This is a genomic window from Leisingera sp. M658 (assembly GCF_025144145.1).
GTDB lineage: Bacteria > Pseudomonadota > Alphaproteobacteria > Rhodobacterales > Rhodobacteraceae > Leisingera.
This window is the reverse complement of record NZ_CP083546.1, coordinates 146735-170856: the sequence shown is the minus strand read 5'-3', so window position 1 is coordinate 170856 and position 24122 is coordinate 146735. Positions and strand designations below refer to the sequence as shown.

General features: G+C 61.9%; 27 protein-coding genes. 12 read left to right on the top strand and 15 right to left on the bottom strand.

What is annotated here, in order from left to right; all coding sequences use genetic code 11:
* Positions 1–2: 2 nt before the first annotated feature.
* From K3724_RS00900 to folK, 5 genes are all read right to left on the bottom strand, one after another.
* A complete protein-coding gene (locus tag K3724_RS00900) occupies positions 3–749 on the bottom strand; it encodes a pyridoxine 5'-phosphate synthase (protein ID WP_259989217.1) in 747 nt (248 codons plus the stop codon).
* Positions 750–854: 105 nt separating this feature from the next.
* On the bottom strand, positions 855–1496 hold the full coding sequence (locus tag K3724_RS00895; RefSeq protein ID WP_259989215.1) for a DUF2062 domain-containing protein: 642 nt from the start codon (positions 1494–1496) through the stop codon (positions 855–857).
* A 43-nt stretch (positions 1497–1539) separates the two neighbouring features.
* Complete coding sequence (locus tag K3724_RS00890; RefSeq protein ID WP_259989214.1) at positions 1540–3687, bottom strand: bifunctional (p)ppGpp synthetase/guanosine-3',5'-bis(diphosphate) 3'-pyrophosphohydrolase; 2148 nt, start codon at positions 3685–3687, stop codon at positions 1540–1542.
* A gap of 36 nt (positions 3688–3723) precedes the next feature.
* Complete coding sequence (gene rpoZ, locus K3724_RS00885) at positions 3724–4077, bottom strand: DNA-directed RNA polymerase subunit omega (RefSeq protein WP_129369324.1); 354 nt, start codon at positions 4075–4077, stop codon at positions 3724–3726.
* An 84-nt stretch (positions 4078–4161) separates the two neighbouring features.
* Complete coding sequence (gene folK / locus K3724_RS00880; protein WP_259989211.1) at positions 4162–4740, bottom strand: 2-amino-4-hydroxy-6-hydroxymethyldihydropteridine diphosphokinase; 579 nt, start codon at positions 4738–4740, stop codon at positions 4162–4164.
* Between the two features lie 137 nt (positions 4741–4877).
* Here folK and K3724_RS00875 point away from each other — a divergent pair, with 137 nt between their 5' ends.
* The 6 genes from K3724_RS00875 (at position 4878) to K3724_RS00850 (ending at position 9211) form a co-directional block, all read left to right on the top strand.
* Positions 4878–5447, top strand: a complete 570-nt coding sequence (locus K3724_RS00875) for an NYN domain-containing protein (protein ID WP_019296609.1) — start codon at positions 4878–4880, stop codon at positions 5445–5447.
* A 387-nt stretch (positions 5448–5834) separates the two neighbouring features.
* Positions 5835–6785 (top strand): 4-hydroxy-3-methylbut-2-enyl diphosphate reductase, encoded by a 951-nt coding sequence (gene ispH, locus K3724_RS00870; RefSeq protein WP_259989208.1) that lies wholly within the window; start codon positions 5835–5837, stop codon positions 6783–6785.
* Positions 6786–6887: 102 nt separating this feature from the next.
* Positions 6888–7502: a LysE family translocator gene (locus K3724_RS00865; RefSeq protein ID WP_237455849.1), complete on the top strand. Its 615-nt coding sequence runs from the start codon at positions 6888–6890 to the stop codon at positions 7500–7502.
* 18 nt (positions 7503–7520) lie between these two features.
* Positions 7521–8114 (top strand): class I SAM-dependent methyltransferase, encoded by a 594-nt coding sequence (locus K3724_RS00860; protein WP_259989206.1) that lies wholly within the window; start codon positions 7521–7523, stop codon positions 8112–8114.
* Positions 8107–8571, top strand: coding sequence for a ribonuclease HI (rnhA, locus tag K3724_RS00855; RefSeq protein WP_134830827.1), 465 nt, complete (start codon positions 8107–8109; stop codon positions 8569–8571). Before K3724_RS00860 ends, rnhA begins: the two co-directional genes overlap by 8 nt.
* A 16-nt stretch (positions 8572–8587) precedes the next feature.
* Positions 8588–9211 carry a trimeric intracellular cation channel family protein gene (locus K3724_RS00850; RefSeq protein WP_259989204.1) on the top strand — a complete coding sequence of 208 codons (624 nt, stop codon included), beginning with the start codon at positions 8588–8590 and terminating at the stop codon, positions 9209–9211.
* Between the two features lie 205 nt (positions 9212–9416).
* On the opposite strand, the gene K3724_RS00845 is transcribed toward K3724_RS00850, so the two are convergent.
* The 6 genes from K3724_RS00845 to def (K3724_RS00820) all read right to left on the bottom strand — a co-directional run bounded on the left by K3724_RS00845 (position 9417) and on the right by def (K3724_RS00820) (position 13100).
* Entirely contained in the window at positions 9417–10409 is a 993-nt protein-coding gene (locus K3724_RS00845; protein WP_259989201.1) for a glycosyltransferase family 2 protein, read from the bottom strand.
* A gap of 131 nt (positions 10410–10540) precedes the next feature.
* Positions 10541–10777 (bottom strand): GlsB/YeaQ/YmgE family stress response membrane protein, encoded by a 237-nt coding sequence (locus K3724_RS00840; protein ID WP_259989199.1) that lies wholly within the window; start codon positions 10775–10777, stop codon positions 10541–10543.
* Positions 10778–10787: 10 nt separating this feature from the next.
* A complete protein-coding gene (locus K3724_RS00835; RefSeq protein WP_259989197.1) occupies positions 10788–11024 on the bottom strand; it encodes a hypothetical protein in 237 nt (78 codons plus the stop codon).
* Positions 11025–11037: 13 nt separating this feature from the next.
* Positions 11038–11943, bottom strand: a complete 906-nt coding sequence (fmt, locus tag K3724_RS00830; RefSeq protein ID WP_259989195.1) for a methionyl-tRNA formyltransferase — start codon at positions 11941–11943, stop codon at positions 11038–11040.
* A gap of 127 nt (positions 11944–12070) precedes the next feature.
* Positions 12071–12568 carry a peptide deformylase gene (gene def, locus K3724_RS00825; protein WP_259989193.1) on the bottom strand — a complete coding sequence of 166 codons (498 nt, stop codon included), beginning with the start codon at positions 12566–12568 and terminating at the stop codon, positions 12071–12073.
* Positions 12569–12581: 13 nt separating this feature from the next.
* Positions 12582–13100 (bottom strand): peptide deformylase, encoded by a 519-nt coding sequence (gene def, locus K3724_RS00820; RefSeq protein WP_259989191.1) that lies wholly within the window; start codon positions 13098–13100, stop codon positions 12582–12584.
* A gap of 110 nt (positions 13101–13210) precedes the next feature.
* Here def (K3724_RS00820) and K3724_RS00815 point away from each other — a divergent pair, with 110 nt between their 5' ends.
* Entirely contained in the window at positions 13211–14383 is a 1173-nt protein-coding gene (locus K3724_RS00815; protein ID WP_259989189.1) for a MalY/PatB family protein, read from the top strand.
* 2 nt (positions 14384–14385) lie between these two features.
* The gene (locus K3724_RS00810; protein ID WP_259989187.1) at positions 14386–14916 is read left to right on the top strand and encodes a murein L,D-transpeptidase family protein; all 531 of its coding nucleotides are present in this window, start codon (positions 14386–14388) and stop codon (positions 14914–14916) included.
* A 9-nt stretch (positions 14917–14925) separates the two neighbouring features.
* On the opposite strand, the gene K3724_RS00805 is transcribed toward K3724_RS00810, so the two are convergent.
* Entirely contained in the window at positions 14926–15294 is a 369-nt protein-coding gene (locus K3724_RS00805; protein ID WP_027257273.1) for a hypothetical protein, read from the bottom strand.
* Positions 15295–15508: 214 nt separating this feature from the next.
* On the opposite strand from K3724_RS00805, the gene K3724_RS00800 reads away from it, so the two are divergent.
* From K3724_RS00800 to K3724_RS00785, 4 genes are all read left to right on the top strand, one after another.
* Entirely contained in the window at positions 15509–16483 is a 975-nt protein-coding gene (locus K3724_RS00800) for a glutathione S-transferase family protein (RefSeq protein ID WP_259989185.1), read from the top strand.
* A gap of 148 nt (positions 16484–16631) precedes the next feature.
* Positions 16632–17594: a threonine-phosphate decarboxylase gene (locus tag K3724_RS00795; protein WP_259989183.1), complete on the top strand. Its 963-nt coding sequence runs from the start codon at positions 16632–16634 to the stop codon at positions 17592–17594.
* Positions 17591–18502 (top strand): adenosylcobinamide-phosphate synthase CbiB, encoded by a 912-nt coding sequence (gene cbiB / locus K3724_RS00790; RefSeq protein WP_259989181.1) that lies wholly within the window; start codon positions 17591–17593, stop codon positions 18500–18502. The genes K3724_RS00795 and cbiB overlap by 4 nt, the downstream gene beginning before the upstream one ends.
* A gap of 46 nt (positions 18503–18548) precedes the next feature.
* Positions 18549–19718 carry a lytic murein transglycosylase gene (locus K3724_RS00785; protein ID WP_259989179.1) on the top strand — a complete coding sequence of 390 codons (1170 nt, stop codon included), beginning with the start codon at positions 18549–18551 and terminating at the stop codon, positions 19716–19718.
* Here K3724_RS00785 and K3724_RS00780 read toward each other — a convergent pair.
* The 3 genes from K3724_RS00780 to K3724_RS00770 all read right to left on the bottom strand — a co-directional run bounded on the left by K3724_RS00780 (position 19715) and on the right by K3724_RS00770 (position 24111).
* A complete protein-coding gene (locus K3724_RS00780) occupies positions 19715–20059 on the bottom strand; it encodes a hypothetical protein (RefSeq protein WP_311200010.1) in 345 nt (114 codons plus the stop codon). The genes K3724_RS00785 and K3724_RS00780 overlap by 4 nt on opposite strands.
* A gap of 70 nt (positions 20060–20129) precedes the next feature.
* A complete protein-coding gene (locus tag K3724_RS00775; RefSeq protein ID WP_259989175.1) occupies positions 20130–20597 on the bottom strand; it encodes a YbjN domain-containing protein in 468 nt (155 codons plus the stop codon).
* Positions 20598–20655: 58 nt separating this feature from the next.
* A complete protein-coding gene (locus tag K3724_RS00770; protein WP_259989173.1) occupies positions 20656–24111 on the bottom strand; it encodes a chromosome segregation SMC family protein in 3456 nt (1151 codons plus the stop codon).
* Positions 24112–24122 lie beyond the last annotated feature (11 nt).

The window sequence follows — 24122 nt, the reverse complement described above, 5'->3', positions numbered from 1 at the left end:
CGTTACCCCCGTGCATCATCCATCAGCCGGCGCATTTCCTGCACTGCAGGTGTCAGCCCGCGGAACATCGCCTCACCGATCAGGAAGTGGCCGATATTCAGCTCCTTCACCTCTGGAAAGGCCGCCACCGGCTTTACTGTTTCATAGGTGAGGCCATGACCTGCATGCACTTCCAGCCCCAGCGAATGGGCAAAAACGGACATCTCGCGCAGTGCTTCCAGTTCGCGGTCGCAGTCCTCGGCCTTGCCCTCGGCGTGATAGTCGCAATAGGCGCCCGTGTGCAGTTCGATCACCTCGGCGCCGATCCGGTGCGCCGCTTCGATCTGCTTTTTATCAGCCGCAATGAAGATCGACACCCGGCAGCCCGCATCACGCAAGGGTGCGATGTAATGGGCCAAGCGGTTTTCTTCACGGGCGACTTCGAGCCCGCCCTCAGTGGTGCGTTCCTCGCGTTTTTCCGGCACGATGCAAACCGCGTGCGGCTTGTGGCGCAGGGCGATCTTCTGCATTTCCTCGGTCGCTGCCATCTCGAAATTCAGCGGCACGGTCAGCGCTTCCATCAACCCGTCGATATCTGCATCGGTGATATGGCGGCGATCTTCGCGCAGATGCGCCGTGATGCCGTCGGCGCCAGCCTCCTCGGCCAGCTTCGCGGCGCGGATCGGATCCGGATAGGCACCGCCGCGGGCGTTGCGCACGGTGGCAACATGGTCGATGTTTACGCCCAGGCGCAATTTGTTCTGTGTCATGACAGCTGTCTCATCCGTCTGAAGTCAATGCTTTAACCAAAGACTAGACACCAGCCCGGCAAGAGCAACCCCGCAAGTGATAATGGTACAATCCGGCTGCACGGGTCAGGCGTCAGTCCCGACTTCTGCCCGTTGTTTGATTGCCTCGAACTTCGCCTTGATCTTGGACCGGCGGCGCTGCTGGTAGACGCGGATCACCGGCAGGCTTAGCACATAACAGACCGTGGCGGTGATTATGCCAGGGATGATGCCGCCGATCATGTAAGGGTAGAACACTTCGTTGTAGAACAAATACAGCCCCTGCCAATCGGCAGGCCGGTCGTTGAACAGCGCAATCAGGTTGTCCTTCAGGTCGCCGCCAGCCGCCATGAATTTACCCATCAGGGATTTGTCGACTTCCTCGTCGAACTCGGTGCCCAGGATCCAATGCCCGGTCTGCAGCGAGGCCACTCCGATCGGCACATAGGTCAGCGGGTTGCCAAAGAAGGTGGCGCTGAGCGAGGCAAGAATATTTCCGTTCATCAGCCGGGAAACGATCGCCGCCACAAGAAAATGCAGCCCATAAAAAGGCGTGAAAGTGGTGAACACTCCGGCCCAGATGCCGCGGGCGATGCGCTCGGGCGAATCAGGCAGGCGCCGCACCCGGTGCTTTACATACAGGAACGCCCTTCCCCAGCCGCCGCGCGGCCAGAGAAAATTCGCCAGCGCCCGGAGGGGCGGACGTCTGTCCCGGCGCCTGAATACCAAAGCTGTGCGTCCTTCCCAGTTCCCGGCTCAAAATTTCAGCGGCTTATCCCGGAAAATGGCGTTCTTCCGGCTTGTTCCGGAACCGCGCCACCGCGGCAACATCGCTTTCGGCTTCAAGCGTCAGCATCAGCGAGTGCAGCTGTTCCACATCCCGCAGCTCCACATTGATCATAAGCCGGTAAAAGTCTGGTTTTCTGTCGACAAATTCAAGGTCCGAGATATTGGCCTTTTTCTCGCCAATCAATGTGCAAATGCGCCCCAGCACACCGGCGTCATTGCCAATGGTCAGTTCAAGCGTGGTTCCATAGGCCGCCGGGTGGGTGCCGCTGTGCCACTGCACATCCATCCAGCGTTCCGGCTGGTCCTCGAACTCGCCCAGCTTGTCGCAATCCGCAGCATGCACGACAACCCCGCGGCCGCGGTAGGTAATACCAATGATGCGCTCCCCCGGCAGCGGCTGGCAGCAGGGCGCACGCTCAAAGCTTTGCCCCGGCTCCAGGCCGACCACCGCACGGCGCGGAGAGATTTCGTCGCCATCGCCAGTGGTGGTCAGTTCCGGATAAACCGATTGCACCACGTCATGCGCGGTGATCTCTGCCGCGCCAAGCCGCGCCAGCAACTCGTTCACCCCGCCTGCCCGCAAGGCGCGCGCTGCGGTTTCCAGCGCTTTGTCGGTGGCTTTCTTGCCGACATGTTCAAAAGCCGAGCGTGCCAGTTCATGGCCCAGCTTCACAAACCGCGCCCGGTCCGCTTCGCGCAGGGCGCGGCGGATCGCAGTGCGGGCCTTGCCGGTGGTGGCAATCTCCAGCCAGCTCACCTGCGGGGTCTGGCCCTCGGCGGTGATCACATCCACAGACTGGCCATTGCGCAGCCGGGTCCACAGCGGCACCCGGATCCCGTCCACCTTGGCACCGACACAGGCATGGCCGATGCGGGTGTGGATGGCATAGGCAAAGTCGATCGGCGTCGCACCTTTCGGCAGTTTGATCACATCGCCCTTTGGCGTAAAGCAGAACACCTGGTCCGAATACATCTCGAGCTTCACCGCCTCGAGGAATTCGTCGTGATCATCCTCGGCGTCGAATTGCTCGGTCAGCGAGGCGATCCACTTGGCCGGATCAACCGCAAAGGGGTTTTCGGTGCGCACTCCGTCGCGGTAGGACCAATGCGCCGCAACCCCGGTTTCGGCCACGTCGTGCATCTGCCGGGTGCGGATCTGCACCTCCACCCGCTTGCCGTCGCGGCCCGACACCGTGGTGTGGATCGAGCGGTAGCCGTTCGATTTCGGCTGGCTGATGTAATCCTTGAACCGGCCCGGCACCGCCCGCCAGCGTTGGTGGATGGCACCCAGCGCGCGATAAGCGTCTTCTTCCGACAGGGTGATCACCCGAAAGCCATAAATGTCCGACAGCCGGGAAAAACCCTGATCCTTGGCCTGCATTTTACGCCAGATCGAATAGGGCTTCTTGGCGCGGCCGAACACTTCGGCCTCGATCCCGGTCTTTTCCAGCTCCAGCCGCATGTCGCCGGTGATCCGGTGGATCACATCGCCGGTTTCGCGCTGCAGGGTCACAAAGCGGCGGATGATCGACTGGCGGCCTTCGGCGTTAAGCACGCGGAACGCCAGATCCTCCAGCTCCTCGCGCATCCACTGCATCCCCATGCGGCCCGCCAGCGGCGCATAGATATCCATCGTCTCGCGCGCCTTCTGGGCCTGCTTTTCCGGGCGCATCGCCTTGATTGTGCGCATGTTGTGCAGCCGGTCGGCAAGCTTGACCAGGATAACCCGCAGGTCCTTGGACATGGCCATGAACAGCTTGCGGAAGTTCTCAGCCTGCTTGGTCTCGCGGCTGCTGAGCTGCAGATTGGTCAGTTTGGTGACGCCATCGACCAGCATCGCCACCTCATCGCCAAAACGGCGGGTGACCTCCTCGTAAGAGGCCTTGGTGTCTTCGATGGTGTCATGCAAAAGCGCGGTGATGATCGTTGCATCATCCAGGCGCTGCTCGGTCAGGATGGCGGCGACGGCAACCGGATGCGTGAAATAGGGTTCGCCCGAATGGCGGTATTGCCCTTCATGCATCTGCTCGCCGAATGCATAAGCCTCGGCGATCCTGTCCGCATTTGTCTTTGGGTTGTAGTTGCGGACCAGAGCAAGCAGATCTCCAGCGGAAATATCGGGGGAGTTCATGTCCGGTCCGCAGCCTCAAATTCGTCAGCGTACGCCTCAGCCCTGGCCCTGGGCCTCCATCAGCGCGCGCAGCAGTTTCTCTTCAGACATATCGTCATCGGCGGGCTTGTCGTGATCCGCGCCCATCAGCAGAGCCATAGAATCTTCTTCCGGCTCATCGACTTCGATCTGAGTCTGGTTGCCTTCGATCAGACGCTCACGCAGATCGTCTGCGCTTTGTGTCTCGTCAGCGATTTCACGCAGGGAAACGACCGGGTTTTTGTCGTTGTCGCGGTCCACGGTGATCGGGGCACCAGCCGAGATTTCGCGGGCACGGTGCGCTGCCAGCATCACCAGCTCAAAGCGGTTGGGCACTTTATCGACGCAATCTTCAACCGTCACGCGGGCCATCAGCGACTCTCCATATCATTCCGGGTCCAGAAGGCAGACATTTACGCCCAAACCTTTCCCTTGACAAGAGCGGAAAACACCGCATCACGCGACCAGCAACGGCGTGACCTCTGCCACATCTTCCGGCGGCAATTCCGCCAGCAAACCGGCGGCAGTTTTCTGCAGCACCGGGTGGCGCCAGCGCGGCGCAATATCGCAAAGCGGCACCAGCACAAAGGCGCGGTCCTGAATGCGCGGATGCGGCAGGATCAGCTGCCCTGGCGCCTCCTGCATCTGGGTCTCCAGCGGCAGCCCCTGCCAGCGGGCAAACCCGTCCGCATCCGGCAGCACCGCGCCGCCATGGTCAATCAGATCCAGATCAAGCGTACGCATCCCCCAGCGCTGCTCGCGCACCCGCGCAAACTGCGCTTCAATTTCATGCAAGCGCGCCAGCAGCGCGTGCGCGGACAAGGACGTCTCAACCGCAACCGCTGCGTTCACATAATCCGGCCCGGCGCCCGCCGGGAAACAGGGTGTCTGAAAGAACCGCGAGATGCAGCGCAGCACAACATCATCCGATTGCAAAGCGGCAAGAGCCTTTGACAAGGTGGCTTGCGGCGCATCTGCCTCGACAGGCAGGTTGCCGCCAAGCGCGATGAGCGACGTTTTCCGGATTCCGGCCATTTTTGACCCTATTTCAGAATGGCAGTATACTTGCGGCAGATGACAAATAACTTACATTAAGTCCACCCGTCCCGCTGATTTCAAGCACTCACTCACGGAACACCCGGCCGGGACGGTTATACCGGAAGGAACATTTTATGTTTTATAAAGACGAACGGCTTGCGCTGTTCATAGACGGGTCGAACCTGTACGCCGCAGCTAAGGCGCTTGGGTTTGACATCGACTATAAGCTTTTGCGGCAGGAATTCATGCGCCGCGGCAAGCTTCTGCGGGCCTTTTATTACACTGCCCTGCTGGAGAATGACGAGTATTCACCGATCCGCCCTCTGGTCGACTGGCTGCATTACAACGGCTTCACCATGGTTACCAAACCGGCCAAGGAATACACCGACAGCATGGGCCGCCGCAAAGTCAAAGGCAACATGGATATCGAGCTTACCGTCGACGCCATGGAATTGGCCCCGCGGGTGGACCATATCGTGCTGTTCTCGGGCGATGGCGATTTCCGCCCGCTGATTGCCAGCCTGCAGCGCCAGGGTGTGCGTGTCTCGGTGGTGTCTACCATCCGCAGCCAGCCGCCTATGATCTCGGACGATCTGCGCCGCCAGGCTGACAATTTCATCGAGCTGGAAGAACTGCGCGATGTCATCGGCCGCCCGCCGCGTGAGCAAAGCGAACCGCGTTCAGCGACCGCCGCGCACGGCTAAGAAGAACCTGCCGGAACAAGGCGCCTGATGGGGTGGCGCCTTGTTCCGGACAGAGCGTTCCCCCGCCTGATTATTGATCTGATTGCGGCGAGTTGCCCGTATTGTTGCGTGTGGCGCATCCAGCGTGCCGGAAATGCTCTGCATTGGTAGATCCGCCGGCATCAATAAGCTGCTTTGAGCTTGGCCGGGGCCGTCTGAAAGGCCGCGCCAGCCTCTGCCCCTTAGAGGCAGAAATTGTCTTTTTCATACAATCACCGCTGTCCGCGCGGCCCTTCCAGCCTTTTTGCGGCCGGCCGCTGCGGCAAGTTCCGCAGGCACCGGCTGCGGCCGCGCCGGCACTGGACCTTGCGGCCCAAACCGCTTACCTCTGGCCGCAAGGAGACGCCAATGACCAAGCCAGCCCTGACACTCTACCTTGCTGCGCCGCGCGGCTTTTGCGCCGGTGTGGACCGCGCCATCAAGATTGTCGAAATGGCGATCGGGAAATGGGGGGCGCCGGTCTATGTGCGCCACGAAATCGTGCACAACAAATTCGTCGTCGACTCGTTGCGCGACAAGGGCGCGGTATTTGTCGAGGAGTTGGACGAATGCCCTGACGACCGCCCGGTGATCTTCTCCGCCCACGGGGTTCCCAAATCGGTGCCTGCCGCTGCCGAAGCGCGCGAGATGATCTTTGTCGATGCCACCTGCCCGCTGGTCTCCAAGGTGCATATCGAGGCCCAGCGCCACGCTGAAGCCGGCCTGCAGATGATCATGATCGGCCACAAGGGCCACCCCGAAACCATTGGCACCATGGGACAGCTGCCCGACGGCGAGGTGCTGCTGGTGGAAACCGTCGAGGACGTGGCCGCGGTGGACGTGCGCGACCCGGATCAGCTGGCCTATGTCACCCAGACCACCCTGTCGGTCGATGACACCAAGGGCATCGTGGCAGCGTTGCACCAGCGGTTCCCGAACATTACCGGCCCGCACAAGGAAGATATCTGCTACGCCACCACCAACCGCCAGGAGGCGGTGAAATCGGTGGCGCCCAAGGCGGATGCCCTTCTGGTGGTCGGGGCGCCGAACTCCTCGAATTCCCGCCGCCTGGTCGAGGTCGGCGCCAAAAATGGCTGCGATTACGCCCAATTGGTGCAACGCGCGGACAACATCGACTGGCGCGCGCTGGAGGGCATCGGCTCGGTTGCCATCACCGCCGGCGCATCCGCTCCGGAACTGCTGGTCAACGAAGTGATCGACGCCTTCCGCACCCGCTATGACGTGACGGTCGAGGTGGTGGAAACCGCTGTTGAAACCGTGGAATTCAAGGTGCCCAAGGTGTTGCGCGAAACCGCCTGACGAAACGCGGCCGGATTGCGGCAAAAGTCACAGAAAACACACCTGCGCTACGCTAATCATGTTACCCAAAAGCACTCGGACATTTTTTCTGGAGCCGCATTGATGATTACTCTGCAATTTCTGATCACCGCCTTTGTTGTTGTCCTCGCCCCGGGTACCGGCGTCATTTACACATTGGCCCTGGGCCTTGGCCAAGGCCGCCGCGCTGCGATCTGGGCCGCGCTTGGCTGCACCTTCGGCATTCTTCCGCACCTGGCTGCTGCGACCCTTGGGCTGGCGGCGGTTCTGCACAGCTCGGCGCTGCTGTTCCAGATCGTCAAGGCCGCAGGCGTTGCCTATCTGCTTTATCTGGCCTGGCAGGCCCTGCGCAGCGGCGGCGTCCTGGCCGTCAGTTCAAAGCGAACCAGCCAGCCCGGCTGGACCATCGCCTGGCGCGGAGCGCTGATCAACATTCTGAACCCCAAACTGTCGGTGTTCTTTCTGGCCCTGCTCCCGCCGTTCCTGAGCGGCACCCCCGCCAGCGCAACGCTGGAGATGTCCGTTCTGGGACTGGTGTTCATGATGATGACCTTCGTCATTTTTGTGTTCTACGGGCTGTTTGCCGCACAGGCCCGCAATTATCTGCTGAACAGCGAGCGGGTGCTGAAATGGATGAGCCGCGGCTTTGCTGCCGTGTTTGCAGGCCTCGCCGCCCGGCTAGCGCTGGAACGCGCCTGAGCCTTCGGAGACCGCAGTATGACCGATTCTGAAACCATCCGCGTCTACGACAGCCGCGCTGCCGATTATGCCGCGCTGACAGATGAGCAAGCCGGAAACGACCCAAGCCTGGCGGCCTTCATCGAAGCCTGCCCCAAGGGTGGCCGGGTGCTTGACCTCGGCTGCGGCCCCGGTATCTCCGCTGCGGCCATGGCCCAATCCGGTCTGCAAGCTGACGCGCTGGACGCCTCTGCAGAGATGGTCGCATTGGCGGACCAGCATGCTGGCGTCAACGCCCGCCGGGCGACCTTCGATCAGATCGGAGGCACCGGGGTCTATGATGGCATCTGGGCCAATTTCAGCTTACTGCACGCCCCGCGCGCCGATATGCCCCGGCATCTGGCAGCCCTCAAGCAGGCGCTGAAACCCGGCGGTGTGTTTCACATCGGCATGAAACTGGGGGAAGGCGAAGCCCGCGACGGTATCGGCCGCCTCTATACCTATTACTCTGAGGACGAACTGGTGCAGCTTCTGGAACAGACTGGCTTTGACGTGAAAACCCGCAAATTCGGCGAGGCTGAGGGCCTGGATGGCACCATGGCCCCCTTCATTCTGGTGACCGCCCATGGCTGAGCTGTTTGCCTATACCGACGGCGCCTGCTCCGGCAACCCCGGCCCCGGCGGATGGGGTGCGTTGCTGCGTGCGATGGATGGAGACACCGTCGTCAAGGAGAAAGAACTGAAGGGTGGCGAAGCCGAAACCACCAACAACCGGATGGAGCTGCTGGCGGCGATTAACGCGCTGGAAAGCCTGGCGCGCCCGTCCACGCTCACCGTGGTGACCGACTCGGCCTATGTGAAGAACGGCGTCACCGGCTGGATCTTCGGCTGGAAGAGAAACGGCTGGAAAACCTCCAGCAAGAAGCCGGTCAAAAACGTCGAGCTGTGGCAGCGCCTGGACGAAGCGCAAGCCCGCCACAAAGTGACTTGGGAATGGGTCAAGGGCCACGCTGGCCACCCGGAGAACGAACGCGCGGATGAGCTGGCCCGCGCGGGCATGGCGCCCTTCAAGAAAAAGAAAAGCGCCTGATGCAAGCGCACCGCCTATGACATTTCTGGCGCTGCTGGACTACGCTTCTGTTCTGGTTTTTGCCCTGTCCGGCGCACTGGTGGCCAGCCGGGCACAGCTTGATATTGTCGGCTTTGCCTTTGTGGCCTGCCTGACCGCGCTTGGCGGCGGCACGCTGCGCGACCTGCTCTTGGACCGCAATCCGGTGTTTTGGATCGGCAACCCGAATTACATCCTGCTTGCAGCCTTTGCAGCAGTGGCCGTGTTCTTCTCTGCGCATCTGCTGGAAAGCCGGTTGCGCTGGGTCGTGTGGCTCGACAGTTTTGCGCTAGCCGTAGCTGTCCCCGCGGGGACAGGTGCCGCGCTGGCGCTGGACAGCCCGCCGGTGATCACCGTGCTGATGGGCATGGCCACCGGAACCATGGGCGGTTTGATGCGCGACGTCGTCTGCAACGAGGTGCCATTGGTGCTGAAACAGGGTGAGCTGTACATCTCCTGCGCCATGGCAGGCGCGATCACCGCCGTTATGATGATCTGGCTGGGGCTGGAGGTGCGGTTTGCCCTGCTGGCCTGCGCCGGTGTGTGCTGGACCTTGCGGGCAGGTTCCATCCTGTTCGGCTGGCACCTGCCTGTCTACAAAAGCCGCCCGCCGCGCAGTTAAGGCCGGCTTGCGGTCAGAGCAATGGGCGCCTCCTCCAATCAACCGGAAATACCTGATTGTGAACCCAGTCTTCACAACCCGGATCCGGAAACTGTCACCAGCGCAATCAGATACGCGGCTGCTGCGGAGCAAGTCTGCTCAATCTGGCGGCACCGGAAACCAAGACACGCTGATACTGATGGCACCGGCTACCAATCAGCCGCAATCAAGCGGTTTTGCGGCTGTCATCCAAGGAGTTCAGAAACTCCTGGCCGTCCTTGCTGATCCTGGCTTTCCGACCCTTGCGCCGATGCCAGACCAGCGCCATTTCATGGTACTCCCGCAGATTGGCGTCTTGCAGCAGATCTTCCTTGATCTGCAGCGCGGCTGAGAAATTGTCCGCCAGCCGCCGGTCTTCTTCTTCATTCCTGTCAAACTTATGCCAGTAGCTTGGTTCAATGGAGGAGGTGAAATGGTTTGCCCGGCCGCGGGCTTTCTTGTTCAGGAACCCGTCACGGGAGCGCAGCGCATAGTGGTTGAGCTGCGCTGCGGAATAGCCGTAGCCGCCGCGCACGTAGAGGGCGCCTTCCAGCTCATCCTCCGGCAGGCGTGTGCCATCGGCAAGCTGCCAGTTCACCTCGCCCGCCGTGTCCGCAAGAAAAGGGCGGTGAACCCCCATACGGGTGAATTTTCCATTTTTGCGGAACGCGGTCTTGAAGAACCGGTGTTCATCCTGGAGCCCCGCCGCAGGTTCAGCCAGCACAAAGGCCTGCGGCACCGGGGGATGGTCCACAGTCCCAACCCCTGCATTGCCGAAAATGCGCCAAACAAAGGAAACCGCATCTGCATCCGCCCGCTCTGCCAGCAGCCCTGGTAACGTGCCGTCACCGGAATTGATCTGCAGATATTCATCGACGTCGATCACCAGAACCCAGTCAGCATTGTTCACCTTGGGCTCGTATTCCGCCCACATCAGTGCGCTTTTGTGCGGGCCGCGGCGCACCACCCGGCTGAACCGGTGTTCGATTACACCCATCCGGTGCAGGCAGCGCAGGATGTGGTCCGTGGGATCGGAGCATTCATTGGTGAAGATGACAAAATCGCTGACACCAATGGATTTGTAGTGGCTGATCCAGTCGAGAATGTAAGCGCCTTCATCCTTCATGGTGGTCACAACCACCACGTTCGGCGCGCCGGGCTGGCCGCTGTCCTGTGTCATCTGCAAATGCCCTCTGCCTCGATTTCCCACCGCGTTGCTCAGCGGTTGAGATATTGTATTCATTCAGCGGCCCGGTGCAGCAGAAATCGCCCGTTCTCCCCCCGGCTGTGGCCTGCGTACCTCAGCCGGGATTACTTGCCCAGGTAGCGCTGCCAAAGCCAGATCAGCACCAAAGCACCCAGTACCGCGCCGGCAAAGCCGGCCATGAACCCCATGACCGCTAGCAGGGCACGCAGCACCAGCCCGCCGATCAATGCACCGGCCATGCCGATCACAACAGTAGTGATGATATCGGTTTCAAGCCGCATCAGCCGGGTCGCCAGGAAACCTGCCGCAGCGCCGATGATAATCAAAGCAAGAACGGGCATAGCAATCTCCCTATCTGCGCCAATGGGTCGGCACGATCACCAAGGCCCCGACGGAAGAGGCAATCGCATTCCAGCCCGGCGCGCTGAAGCCGATGCCGAACATCAGCCGCATGAAATAGAACAGGAACGCACCACCAGTGCAAATGATGATCGATGGCACATAGCCATTGCTGGTAAAGCCGCTGCGTTCAGAAGCGTAGCCGACAATACCGGCTATCACCACGGTGCCCATCAAGGTCAGAATCATGCCGGGCTCCCGGTTACAGGCGGCAGCCCTTCGAAACAGGGTAGCCACGTAAGAATACTTCGGGATCCTGCGCGCTTTTACCTGCCCGTTGCAAGCGCAACAGCTGGACCGCGCCGGACCCGCAAGCGATTGTCAGATTGTCATCCAGAACTTCGCCCGGCGCGCCTTGGCCCTTTGCCAATCGCGAAGCCAGCAGCTTGACCCGCTGGCCCTTGATTTCGCACCAGGCGCCGGGGAAGGGCGACAGCCCTCGGATCTGACGGTCCACCTCTGCCGCCGGACGGGTCCAGCTTACCTGCGCCTCGCCTTTGTCGATCTTTATGGCATAGGTAACGCCCGCCTCCGGCTGCACCTCAGGCGTCAGCTCTGCCAGGCGGCTCAGGGCGTCCACGATCAGCGCAGCGCCCATTTCCGACAGCCGGTCATGCAGCTGGGCGGTGGTTTCCTCGGCGCCGATTGCGGTAGCCTTACGCAGCAGCACCGGCCCGGTGTCGAGCCCTGCTTCCATCTGCATGATGCAGATGCCGGTTTCGGCGTCGCCTGCCATGATCGCCCGGTGGATCGGCGCAGCCCCGCGCCAGCGCGGCAAGAGGCTGGCGTGAATGTTCAGGCAGCCATGCGCGGGCGCATCCAGAATGGCCTGCGGCAAGATCAGACCATAGGCCACAACCACCGCCACATCCGCATTCAAAGCCGCAAAGGCTTCCTGTTCTTCTGTCCCTTTCAGAGAAACTGGATGGCGCACTTCCAGCCCCAAGGCCGCGGCGCGGGCGTGGACGGGTGCGGGCCGGTCCTTCTTGCCGCGGCCTGCAGGCCGGGGAGGCTGGCAGTAAACGGCGGCAATCTCGTGTCCTGCATCGACCAGGGCATCCAGCACCGGCACCGAAAAATCAGGCGTTCCCATGAAGACAATACGCATCTGCATCCCCTGCCCCGGTTGCCCTGCCCGCAGCCGTCAAGACGGGCTGTAGGCAGATCCGCGTCCGCCCTGGGGACGGGGCCGGGCGCGAACCGGGCCCAAGCGGCCCGGGAAATGAAATCCGGCCTCAGCCGTTCAGCTTTTTCGCCTTGCGGATCAGCATGTCGCGTTTCACCTTGCTTAGACGGTCGAAATACATCCTGCCGTTCAGATGATCGATCTGATGCTGTACCGAGGTGGCCTCAATCCCGATAAAATCCTTGCGGTCCACCATGCCCTGTTCGTTGATGAAACGGACGGTCACAGCACGCGGGCGTTTGATCTTGGCTGAGACGCCCGGCAGGTTGGGGCTGGCTTCGTCATGCTCGCGCAGCTCGACCGAGGCGTGCAGGATCTCCGGATTGGCCAGCTTCACCGCGCGTCCGCGTTCGGTGGAGCCGTCCACCACTGCCAGCCGCAGCATCGCGCCGATCTGGGTAGCAGCCAGGCCCACGCCCGGCATCGCGTCCATAGTATCAACCATGTCGTTCCAGATTTCACGAATCTCACTGGTGATTTCGCTCACTTCTTCGGCCTTGGTGCGCAGGCGCTTGTCAGGCCAGGGCAGGCAGGTGCGGACGGTCATGTCTGATGTTTCCTCAGGCGCGGGCGCGTTCGCGCTTCAGCTTCTGCATCTTGCGGGTGATCATCTGGCGCTTCAGCGGCTTCAGGTAATCGATGAACAGCTTGCCGTTCAGGTGGTCGATCTCATGCTGCACGCAAGTGGCCCACAGCCCGTCAAACGTTTCACGCTGCGCATTGCCGTCGCGATCCATCCATTCGACCTCTACGACCCTGGGACGGGTCACTTCGGCATACTGGTCCGGGATCGACAGGCAGCCTTCCTCATAAACGTTGGTGTCGTCCGAGGACGACAGGACCTGCGGGTTGAACATCACCAGGGGGCGTGCATCGCCGTCCTCTTCCTTGATGCAATCCAGCACGATCAGCCGTTGCAGAATACCGATCTGCGGCGCCGCCAGGCCAATGCCGGGGGCTGCATACATGGTTTCCAGCATATCATCCGCCAGCACGCGCAAATCATCGCTCAGGTCCGGCACAGGCACGCAGACCTTTTTCAGACGGGGATCGGGATGGATCAGGATCGGTCGTTTCATGCGCTTCATGTATGCGATCAGCCGCGCCATCGCAACGCCCCCTTGCGCGTGCCGCTGCAGTGACTAGCTTCGCATGCAAAGTTACGGGCAACGACACGGGAATCCACCACATGAATTTTGACAAAATCACCGACCGCTGCGGCACTCACAGTTCGAAATGGGACAAGATGGAGAAACTGTACGGCATCCCGGCGCAGGACGGTCTAGCGATGTGGACGGCGGATTCCGACTATGAAACTGCGCCTTGCGTGATTGATGCCGTCAAAGCCGCAGCCGAACATGGTGTCTTCGGCTATTCCTGGCAGCACCCGGAGTATCTGCAGGCAGTTCAATGGTGGATGAAGACCCGGCACAGCTGGGACATTGAAACCGATTGGGTACTGACATCGCAAGGGCTGGGCAATGCCATTGCCCTCTGCCTGGATGTCTGGAGCCAGCCCGGTGATGGCGCTGTTATCTTCTCGCCCGTTTATCATGAATTTGCGCACAAGGTGAACAAGTCGGGGCGCAAGGTTACCGAATGCCCGCTGGCGCGCGACGGCGACACCTACAATCTGGACCTCGACGATGCGCAATCGCGCCTGAACGGAACCGAGAAGCTGCTGTTGTGGTGCTCGCCGCAGAACCCCTCAGGCCGGGTCTGGACCGCCGAGGAACTGCGCGCAGTGGCAGAGTTTGCCAAGCGCAACGGGTTGATTCTGATCTCCGACGAGATCCATCATGATCTTGTCTATACTGGCAGCACTTTTGTGCCGATGGACGTGGCGGCCCCCGACGCACGTGGTTGGACAGTGACTCTGACTGCGCCCTCGAAAACCTTCAACATTGCCGGTCAGCGGACCGGTAACATGATCATCCCAGACCCAGAGCTGCGCGCCGCAATGCGGCACCGGCAGAACACGCTGGATTATGATCCCAGCGCGCTTGGTGTTGCGATGATCACCGCCGCGTATTCCCCAGAGGGCGCCGAATGGGTCGACGCCCAGATCGCCCACCTGGAAGGCAACCGAAGACTGTTTGACGAGACCGTGAACGCCCTGCCGGGGCTGGAATCACTGCCGCTGCAATCGACCTATCTGGCCTGGGTGGATTTCTCCGGCACCGGTATGAGCCGCCAGGAATTCCTCAAACGGCTGCGCGAAGACGCCAAGATCGCCACCTCGCCCGGCGACGGCTTTGGCACAGGGGGGGAGTTCATGGAGCGGTTCAACCTGGCCACTCAGCGGTCGCGGGTGGAGGAAGCCTGCCGCCGCCTGACTGCAGCCTTCTCGGACCTGCAATAACCATGAAGCGCCTGCTGCGCCTGCTGGCGCTGGTTGTTCTGGCCGGCGCCGCCTGGGCCGCCTGGCAGGCTTTTGCGCCGCGGCCCGCACCGCCGCCGCAGGCCGCGGCGGTGGAGCGGATCGACCGCATCCTGATTGAGAAATCAGCCCGCCGCCTGACCGCCAGCCGCGAGGGTGAGACGGTGCTGGAATTTCCTATCGCGCTAGGGTTCGAGCCGGCAGGTGACAAGTTTCAGGAAAGTGACGGCAAAACGCCCGAAGGCACATTCCTGATTGACCGGCGCAACCCCAACAGTGCCTATCATCTGTCGCTGGGAATCAACTATCCGCAGCCCGAAGACAGGAAGCAGGCCCATGCGGCCGGGGTCAGCCCCGGCGGCGACATCTTCATTCATGGACAGCCGAATTCCGTGGGCAATCTGATCACCCTGCCCGGCGACTGGACCGCCGGCTGCATCGCTGTCACCAATGAACAGATGGAAACGCTGTGGCGCCTGGCAGAAATCGGGACGGAGGTTGAAATCCGTCCCTGAACCAGCAGCTCAGATCTTGCCCTGCGACTGGTCGAAGGGGATCAGCCCGGCAGGTGCGTCCGGGGATTTGTAGAAATCCAGCGGTGCCCTGTCCGCAGCGGGTGTAGAGCGCTTGAATTCATAGCGCATCTCGCCACCCTCTTCTTCGCTGGCAACGATCAGGCATTGCGACAGGTGCCGCGCTCCCTCGTAAAGATCGACCAGCCCGCGCAGCATCGGCGCAGTCTCTGCCTCAACCGAAAAACCCGTCTTCCACATCCGCAGAACCGGGACCAGCTCATTGTCCGCCATTACCCGCAAACGGCTTTTCTTGCGCATCCCCTGAAGCCGGGCGGTGTCCAGCGCTTCCTGTACGGCTTTGGGCACATAGGTATTCATCGTTCCGGCCTTCCAAATGCTTAGGGTCTCTCGGGTCCTTCTTTCAACGGTGCGTCACAAACATATAAAATCAAGTGAACATTTTCGGAAATTTGACGGTCGCGCAATTTTGTTGCTCTTGTGCAGTGACGCAGAGGCCTTGCGCGCTGCGCTGCATAGGCACCCGGCCTGAGCAGGTCTATGTTTCCTGCGCACAGCAGCAGGAGCAGACGTGATGGGCCTTTTGATCGACGGGAAATGGCACGACAAGTGGTATGATACCAAATCCACTGGCGGCGCCTTCAAACGCAGCGAATCGCAGTTCCGCAACTGGATCACAGCCGATGGCAGCGCTGGTCCTTCGGGCAAGGGCGGCTTCCCCGCAGCAAGCGGACGCTATCACCTTTTTGTCTCGCTCGCCTGCCCCTGGGCCCACCGCACGCTGATCTTCCGCAAGCTGAAGGGGCTGGAGGATCATATCTCTGTTTCCGTTGTGCATCCCGATATGCTGGGCGAAGGCTGGACCTTTGACAGGGACGACCATGGCGCCACCGGCGACACTCTGTTCGGCAGTTCCCATATGCACCAGATCTACACCCGCGCCGATGCAGGCTATACCGGCCGGGTGACGGTGCCGGTTCTATGGGACAAGGAACAGGAGACCATCGTTTCCAACGAAAGCGCCGAGATCATCCGAATGCTCAACTCAGCGTTCAACGGGATCACCGGCAACACCGGCGATTACTGGCCGGAAGAGCTGCGAGAGCCGATCGAGGCCGTGAACGCCCGCATCTACAGCACCATAAACAACGGCGTCTACAAATGCGGCTTTGCCACCACGCAACAGGCTTATGACACCGCGGTTGAGCCGCTGTTTGAAAGCCTGGACTGGCTGGAGGACCTGCTGTCGCAACACCGCTACCTGCTGGGGGACCGTGTGACCGAGGCCGACTGGCGGCTGTTCACCACCCTCCTGCGGTTTGATCCGGTCTATCACGTGCATTTCAAGTGCAACCGCAAGCGGCTGGCAGACTACCCGAACCTATGGGCCTATACCCGCGAGCTGTACCAATGGCCGGGCGTGGCGGAAACCGTCGGCATGCAGCATATCGTGCGCCACTATTACTACAGCCACGACACCATCAACCCGCACCGGATCATCCCGGTCAATCCGGATATCGACTGGCAAGAACCGCACCGGCGCGGCTGATCCGCCGCGGGCAGCCGTCAATCCGGCGTTTCCGGCCGATACCGCTAAAATTAGGGAGTTCACGCCCCGCCCCGGTTGCTTTATGAACCGCTGTGTCTGATTTGACGTCCGATCCGTTCGGAGCAACATTCAACCGGTGGCTACCGCGATGCTTGAACTCCCGCATGAAAATGCAGCCCCATCCAGGGACCACGGCGGCAACTTGGGCGTTGCCATGGCAGAATTCGGCGGTACCCGCAGCGATTGGATGGACCTGTCCACCGGTATCAACCCGCACCCCTATCCGCTGCCGGACTTTACCGCCGGAGACTGGGGCGCACTTCCGGATGCTGATGCGCTGGCCGACCTCGAACGCGCCGCGCGGTCATTCTGGAACATCCCGGATGAGGCCGCCGTGCTGGCTGCCCCCGGTGCATCAGCCCTGATCGCAGCCCTGCCTGCGCTGGCCGCGCCGCGCTGGGTGCAGATCACCAAACCGACTTACAACGAACACGCCGCCGCTTTTGAAGCCCGCGGCTGGAAAATCCGCGTGGATGGCCCGGCTGAGGCCCGTGTCGCAGTGCATCCGAACAACCCCGACGGCCGGATGTGGAGCGAAGATCAACTCACCGCACCGCTCACTATTATCGACGAAAGCTTTTGCGACGTCTGCCCAACGGAGAGCCTGATTCGCATGGCCGCCCGCCCCGGCGTGATTGTCCTGAAAAGCTTTGGCAAATTCTGGGGCCTCGCCGGCCTGCGGCTGGGCTTTGCGATCGGCGATCCCAAACTGATCGCCGCTCTGTCAACGTGGCAAGGCCCTTGGGCGGTCTCCGGCCCGGCCCTGCGAACTGGCGCGCTGGCCCTGCAGGACCACGGCTGGGCCGGAGACACCCGCACCCGGCTCCGGGCGGATGCGGCGCGGCTTGACGAGATGATGCTTGCCAAGGGCGCCAGCCTGGTGGGCGGCACCGATCTGTTCCGCCTCTACAATGTTAACGATGCCGCTACCTGGCAGGACAAACTTGCCCGCGCCCGCATCTGGAGCCGCATTTTCCCTTATTCCAAAACCTATCTGCGCCTCGGCCTGCCGCCCGCTGACGGCTGGGACCGGCTGGAAGCCGCGCTATGACCACCGCGGCCATGCTGGCGGTGGCCCTCGTGCTGGATGCCGTTTTCGGCGAGCCCAAATGGCTGTGGTCCCGTATCACCCACCCGGCGGTGCTGATGGGCAAGGCAGTCGGCTTCTTCGACCGCAAGCTTAATACCGGCCAAAACCGCCGCGGCAAAGGCGTGCTGGCCGCGTTGGCGCTGGTTCTTTGCGGTGTTATCGCTGGCAAGCTGCTGTCGCTGCCCGGCACGCTGGTGGAAATCCTGGTGGCAGCCATTCTGATCGCCCAGCGTTCGCTGACCGAACATGTTGCCGCCGTTGCCAAGGGCCTGCGCAGCAGCCTGGAGGATGGCCGCCAAGCGGTTGCCATGATCGTCAGCCGCGACACCGCGGCCATGACGGCGCCGCAAGCCGCCCGTTCTGCCATTGAAAGCGGCGCCGAGAACATGTCGGACGGAGTCATCGCCCCTGCATTCTGGTTTCTGATTGCCGGGTTGCCGGGCCTGATTGTTTACAAGATGGTCAACACCGCCGACAGCATGATCGGCTACCGCACCAGCCGGTACAAGGATTTCGGCTGGGCCGCCGCCCGTCTGGACGACCTGTTGAACCTGATCCCGGCCCGCCTTACTGGGTTGCTGATCGCCCTGTCCAGCGGCCAGCTGCGCCACTGGGGTGCAATTTCTGCAGACGCCCGACAACACCGGTCGCCCAATGCCGGCTGGCCCGAAGCCGCCATGGCGCGGGCGCTGGACACCGCACTGGCCGGCCCGCGATCTTATGAGGGGCAGATGCGCGACTTTCCCTGGGTCCATGCATTTGGTACCAAAAGCGCCAATGCCGAAACCATCACCCGCTCCGTGACCCTGCTGTGGCAGACCTGGGCGCTTGGTCTTGTCCTGACGGTTGCCATTGCCACGGTTTTCTAGCACATAAGACCCTGCGGGAGCGGTCAGACAAAGGAACGCCGGAACAATGCGCCTAATGCCCTTCGTCCTTGCAGCAAGCCTGCTGCCTGCGGCGGCAACTGCCCAATGCGGCGGCGGCTTTCAGAATTTTGTTAAGCTGATGAAAGACGAGGCGGTGCAGGCCGGGTATGACACCTCCACTGTCAACGCCTTCTTCTCGGGCACCCGCAAAGATGCCCGAGTTCTTAAGGCGGACCGTGCCCAGGGTGTGTTCCAAAAACCTTTCATCGAGTTCACCCGCCACCTGATCTCGCAAAACCGGATCAAGCGCGGCCGCCAGATGGCGCAAAAACATGATGCCACCTTCCAGCGGATTGAGAACACCTATGGCATTGACCGCGGTGTGCTGCTGGCGTTCTGGGCCTTCGAGACCGACTATGGCGGCTATCAGGGCGATTTCAACACCCGCGATGCGCTTGTCACCCTGGCGCATGACTGCCGCCGCCCGGAGCTTTTCCGGCCGCAGGTTTTCTCGGCACTGGAGCTGTTCAGCCAGGGCAATTTCGATCCCAAACGCACAACAGGCGCCTGGGCCGGCGAGATCGGCATGGTACAGATGCTGCCCGGAGATATTCTGGATCATGGTGTCGATGCCGACGGCGATGGCCAGGTCAGCCTGAAAACCTCTGCCGCCGACGCGCTGATGTCGGGGGCGCGGATGCTGTCCCATTTGGGTTGGAAACCGGGCCAGCCCTGGCTGCAAGAGGTCATCATCCCCCAGGATCTGGATCTGACGCTGACAGGCACTGGACGCAAGAAATCCGTGGCCCAGTGGCGCGGTCTGGGCGTCTCAGCGCGGGACGGCAAACTCCCCGATCCTTCCTTGCGCGCTTCGCTTCTGCTGCCGCAGGGCCACAAGGGGCCGGCTTTCCTCGCTTACCCCAACTTTGACGTCTATTTTGAGTGGAACCAGAGCTTTACCTATGTCCTCACTGCTGCTTACTTTGCCAACCGGCTGAAAGGCGCAGAGGCCTTTAGCGCCGGCCAACCCGAAAGAGGGCTGAATGGCACCCAGATGAAGCAGTTGCAGCAGATACTCCAGGCCCGCGGCCATAACGTTGGGGATATCGACGGCATTCTTGGCGCCCGCACCCGGATTGCAGTGCAAAAAGAGCAAGCCCGCCTTGGCCTGCCCGCTGATGCCTGGCCGACGCCGGCGCTGCTGCAGAAGCTTTAACGGACCGGGAACCGCTCGCCCTTTTCGGTAATCAGGATGACCCGGCTTCCATTGCGCACATACAGATCGCAGCGGCCAAGCCCGTTGGCGAATTCCACGCAGACGCTGCCATCTGCGGCAATCCGGTAAGTGCCCCAAGCGGTGCCCCCGCCGTTCTCCGCCGAGTAGGTATAAGCATAGGCGCCATCGCTGCCATACAGCGACTCTCCGCCATCATAAAAGCGAAAGGACCGGCCTGGCAGCGCGTCCAGTTCGTCCTGCGCCAAGGCCGTGTCGCCGGGCCGCAGCGGCCAATCGCCGGCCAACGCGCTGCCTGCCATCAGAGATAGAAAAAGGGGCATGATCCGTTTCATGCCCCTACCTTAGCGGTTCACTTGTTAAGCTGGTGTCACGATCCGGTGACTCGTGGTTTCACCAGTCAATGAAAGTTTCGAAATCCTGCATCGCGCGGTTCCAGATCCCCACGGCCTCGGCAAAATCATCCGGGCTCATGCCCTTTTTGCCCAGGAACACGTCCATTTCGATCCGGGCTGAGCCCTCTTCCGAGACATAGCCGCGGGCAAAACGGTTTTCATTGTTCCACTCGTTGATCTTGGACAGGCGCACGCTGCCGTCTGTCTGATAGCCGGAAAAGAACTGGATGGCCTCGCAGTTGGTGTTGTTGTCGCAGCCGTAGTAATAGACCGAGAAATCGTTGCCGTAATACTCAACTTTCAGGTTGGGATCACCTACGCTGTCTGTGGTTACTTCGACCTTGGCGCCCTCATCCTTGAAGAAACCGGCAACACTGTCGCCGGTCTTGGCCACTACATTCTGGGCCGCCGCGGCAACCGGGATCATCAAGACCACGGATGCGGCAATTGCTTTGAGCATATTCATTTGTCACTCCACTAATAAATTCGAAAACAAAAGCACCAATCCCAGTAGTGCCTCTGCCTTAGGCCACCATCGCCTCTGCTTTCTTCAGGTCAACTGAAACCAGCTGGCTAACGCCCTTTTCCTGCATGGTGACCCCAAACAGCCGGTCCATCCGCGCCATTGTCACCGCGTGGTGTGTGATGATCAGGAAACGGGTGTCAGTCTGGCGGCACATCTCGTCCAGCAGGTCGCAGAAACGGGTGACATTGGCGTCATCCAGCGGCGCGTCGACCTCGTCCAGCACACAGATCGGCGCCGGGTTCGACAGGAAAACCGCAAAGATCAGCGCCATCGCGGTCAGCGTCTGCTCACCGCCGGACAGCAGTGACAGGGTCGACAGCTTCTTGCCTGGCGGCTGGCACATGATCTCAAGGCCCGCATCCAGCGGATCGTCGCTTTCGACCATCACCAGATTGGCCTCACCGCCGCCGAACAGATGGGTGAACAACATGGCAAAGCTGCTGTTCACCTGCTCAAACGCCGTCAGCAGCCGTTCGCGGCCCTCGCGGTTGAGACTGGCAATCCCATCGCGCAGGGTCTTGACCGCGCCTTCCAGGTCCAGCTTCTCGGCGACCAGCGTGTCATGCTCGTTCTGCACGCCGCGGGCGTCTTCCTCCGCCCGCAAGTTCACTGCACCCATAGCATCGCGCTGGCGCTTGCAGCGGTCCACGTCGTGTTCCAGGTCATCCGAGGCGGGCATTTCATCCGGTGACACGCCCAGCTTCTCCAGCAACGCCTGCGGGGTGATCTGCTGCGCCTCGATGATGCGGCCCGCGGCCTGGGTCACCGCCTCCTTGGCCGCATCGCTGCGCGCCTCAGAGCGGGCGCGTGCTTCGCGTGCCTCAGACGCCAGCCGCTCGCATTCGCGTTCCTTGTGAACCGCGTCACGCAGTTCGGCCTCGGCTGCAATCAGAGCTTCTGTCGCCGCGGACTTACGCAGCTCTGCCTCGGAAATCGCCTCGTTCAGCTCCTCGCGTTTCCCGGCAATCTCAGCCGGGACCGCATTCGCCTCTTCCAGCTCTTCTTGCGAGGCTTCGCGGCGTTCTGCCAATTCTGCGATCCGTGCCTCAGCGCTCTCCAGACGGTGGCGCCAGCCGGACAGCTCCTTGGTCACTTCCTGGGCGCGCTTGGTGCGGGCCTCGCCTTCACGGCGCAATTCATCGTGGGAGGACCGGTGCGTCAGCATGGTGATCCGCGCCGCCTCCACCGACTGCTTGATGTCCTCAACCGCAATGCGGGCCTGGTCCAGATCGCCGAGATCCCCCAGCGCCTTTTCCGCCTCTTTCAGCTGCAGGCTGGAACTCAGCGCGTCTTCCTCATGGCGGGAGACGGCAATCCCCAATGTCTCAAGTTTGGCCTCAGCCAGGTTGCGGTCCGCCTCGGCACGGCTCAGCGCACGCGCGGCGTCAGCCACCCGCTGGTCGGCCACGCGGCGCGCCTGGCGGGCGTTCTGGTCGGCCAGCGTCACCTCCTCCAGCTTGCGCAACAGCATCTCATGTGCCGCACGCGCGCCGTCCGCAGTAGCGCTGACACGTTCCATCTCCTGCTTCAGCGCTTCCAGCTTATTCAATTGCTCCAGCCGCAGGGCTGCTGCACTTGGCGCGTCCTCGGCCCAGGCGCGGTAACCATCCCAGCGCCACAAGTCACCCTCAACCGTCACCAGACGCTGCCCTGGCGTCAGATGCGCTTGCAGCCCTGCTGCCGCATCGCCATCCACCAGCCCGATCTGCGCCACCCGGCGGGACAGGGCATCAGGGCCGGAAACAAACAGCGCCAGAGGCTGCACTCCATCGGGCAGGGGCGCATCATGGTCATAACCGGACAGCGCCACCCAGCCCGTCGGCCCGTCCGCCTCCGCCAGCGGCGCGCGCAGATCATCGGCCAGTGCCGCACCCAGAGCCTTTTCATACCCCGGAGCCACTGTCAGCTCGTCCAGGATCTGCCCACCCTCGGCGGTATCCCGCTCCACCAGTTTGGCCAGCGCTGTAACCTCAGCGCGCAACGCGCCCAGCCCGCCTTCGGCTTCAGAGCGCTGCGAACGCGCTTCGGCCTCCCGGCTTTGAGTCTCGGTGCGGGTCTCATCCGCATCGGCCAGCGCCTCTTCAGCCATTTCCGAGGCCTCGCGGGCCTCTTCCTCAGCGGCCACCGAAGTTTCGAATTTCTCCACCGCCAGTTCCAAGGCATCCTGCGCCTCGCCCTTGGCGGCGCGGGCCTTTTCAGCCTCGCCCTCGGAACGGCCCAAAGCTCGTTGGCAATCCTCTAATGCACGGCGCGCCGACTGGTGGCGAGCCGCCAGACGGGCCACATCTTCGGTCACCTGCGCCAGATGATCCTCGCGTGCCTGCAAGATCGAGCCGGCATCGCGCGCCAGTTCCGCAGCTTCGGCCATCTTGCCGTCATGCCCGTCGCCGGCCTTGGACAGCTCGCGCTGCTCCCACTCCAGCCGTTCGATGGTTTCGCCGGCGTCCTTGTTGAGCCCCGCTTCGCGCTCAATGTCGTTGCCCAGCTGCACAACACGGCTGCTGAGCCGCTCGATGGTCTGGCGCGCCTGCGCCTCCTGATCGCCCAGCGAATCCCGTTGCACCACCAGCCGCTGCAGGATGGCAGCGGCAATCGCCTCTTCTTCACGCAAGGGCGGCAGCTTTTCTTCAAACGTGCCGCGCTGCGCCGCGGCTGCACGCACCAGCGCCTCAGCCTTGGCGGCCTGCTCAACCCGCGCCCGCAGCTCATCCTCGGAGGCCAGCCGCAACGCATCCGCTTCGCGCCAGCGGCGGTACAGCAACATGCCTTCGGCCAGGCGCAGCTTTTCACCGATCTCGCGGTAGCGCTGCGCCTGCCGCGCCTGCTTGGCCAGCTGCGCCAGCTGTGCCGCCAGCTGCTCGATCACGTCATCGACACGCAGCAGGTTGGACTCGGTGTTCTTCAGTTTCAGTTCGGCCTCGTGGCGCCGCTGATAAAGGCCGGAAATACCCGCCGCCTCTTCCAGAATACGCCGCCGTGCCTTGGGCTTGGCGTTGATCAGCTCGGCGATCTGCCCCTGCCGCACCAGCGCCGGCGAATGCGCCCCCGTCGAGGCATCGGCAAACAGCATCTGCACATCGCGCGCCCGCACATCCTTGCTGTTCGACTTGTAGGCACTGCCCACATCGCGCGTGATACGGCGCACGATTTCCAGCCCGTCCGCCTCATTGAACCCCGAGGGCGCCAGCCGTTCAGAATTGTCGATTTGCAGGCTGACTTCGGCAAAGTTGCGCGCGGGCCGCGACGAAGTGCCGGCAAAGATCACATCTTCCATGCCGCCGCCGCGCATTGCCTTGGCGCGGGTCTCGCCCATCACCCAGCGCAAAGCCTCCAGAAGATTGGATTTGCCGCAACCGTTTGGACCCACAACCCCGGTCAGCCCATCGGCAATGACCAGTTCCGTAGGATCAACAAAGCTTTTGAAGCCGTTCAGCCTGAGCTTGGAAAACCGCAAAGCTGCCCCTC